This is a genomic window from Variovorax sp. P1_H12_2, assembly GCF_056405335.1.
Genome location: NZ_JBFUCI010000717.1, coordinates 1 through 1517 on the forward strand (window position 1 = coordinate 1; position 1517 = coordinate 1517).

The 1517-nt window shown below is 68.4% G+C and carries 2 protein-coding genes; one reads left to right on the forward strand and one right to left on the reverse strand.

What is annotated here, in order from left to right:
* On the reverse strand, positions 1 to 824 hold an 824-nt coding region (locus tag AC1D2K_RS34500), incomplete at its 3' end, for a 3-hydroxyacyl-CoA dehydrogenase NAD-binding domain-containing protein (RefSeq protein ID WP_478094911.1).
* On the opposite strand from AC1D2K_RS34500, the gene AC1D2K_RS34505 reads away from it, so the two are divergent.
* Positions 818 to 1517: type IV pilus assembly protein FimV (locus tag AC1D2K_RS34505; RefSeq protein ID WP_478094913.1), on the forward strand; the 700-nt coding region annotated here is incomplete at its 3' end. The genes AC1D2K_RS34500 and AC1D2K_RS34505 overlap by 7 nt on opposite strands.

A 1517-nucleotide genomic window follows, 5' to 3' on the forward strand; every position in this document is an offset into this window, starting at 1 on the left:
TCGTAGTACTGGCGGTAGATCGATTCCATCACCGGATGCGAGACGTCGAGCGCGGTCAGGTCCAGCAGTTCGAAGGGGCCGAGCCTAAAGCCGGCCTGGTCGCGCAGGATGCGGTCGATGGTCGCGAAGTCGGCCACGCCTTCGCCGGCGATGCGCAGCGCCTCGGTGCCATAGCCGCGCCCCGCGTGGTTGACGATGAATCCGGGCGTGTCCTTGGCCTGCACCGCGCTGTGACCCATCTGCGTGGCATAGCCGGCCAACTGCCGGCAGACCTCGGGCTCGGTCTTGAAGCCGGCCACCACCTCGACTACCTTCATCAGCGGCACCGGATTGAAGAAGTGAAAACCGGCCATCCGCCCCGGCAGTTTCAGGGCTGTCGCGATCGCGGTGACCGACAGCGAGGAGGTGTTGGTGGCCAGCGTCGCCGCGGGCGAGACCACGGCTTCGAGTTCGCGGAACAGCTGGCGCTTGACTTCCAGGTCCTCGACCACGGCTTCGATGACCAGGTCGCAGCCGGCGAGCGCCTGCACCGATTCGACCGCCTGCACGCGGGCGGCGAGGGCGTCCCGGCCGTCGGCATCGAGCTTGCCTTTCTCGTGCTGCTTCTGCCACTGGGCGAGGATGGCGTCGCGTCCGCGGGCCGCGGCACCTTCGAAGCTGTCGAGCAGCAGGACCCGGCTTCCGGCCTGCGCCGCAATCTGGGCGATGCCTCGGCCCATGGCGCCGGCGCCGATGACGCCGATGTTGGAATAGTTCACAGTAGTCATTTGATAATTGTCTCTTGATGAATGATCCGCCCTGACCCTCGTGTCAGAATGTGTCAACTTTCGATTGCTATTCCCAGCTCATTTTGCAATTCCCACGCCGTGCGGCGAGCCTGCTCATTTTGAGCCTCGCTCTTGAATCCTCCGCCTTGACGATCGGTCGCCCTCAAGGGGCTGTCTGGATCGGCAAGCCGATGGACGTGGTGATTCCGCTTTCGCTCGACGCCGCGGAAGCCGGCGGCTCCCTGTGTCTCGAGGCCGAGATGCTGCAGGGCGACGCCGCGATCCCGGACCGGCGTGTGACTGTATCGCTCGAGCCGGGCTCGGCTGCTGGCGGCTCCCGAATGCGTGTTCGCTCCACCGGTCCGATCGAGGAACCCGTGGTCACGGTGAACGTGCGGGCCGGCTGCGATGTGAAATCCACGCGCAATTACGTGCTGCTGGCCGATGTGCCGGTCGGGGCCGTGACGCCAGCGGTGATGTCGCGCAGTCCGCAGAGCTTTTCCGACGCCGCTCCCGCGCCCACACAGCCGGCGCCACGGGCCCCCGCGCGCCGTGCCGCGGGGGAAGGCGGGTTGCCGGGATCCGACGGCGTCGGAGCGCCTGCCGTGCGGCGCAGCAGCCCATCGGCGCCGCGCGCGCAGTCCGCCGCCGCCGATGCGGCGCCGGCGCCGCGTCGTGCGCCTGCCACGGATGCCGTTCCCGCGCCGAGGCGAACCGCGGTGGTGCCGGTAGCCGCGGCTCCCGCGACCC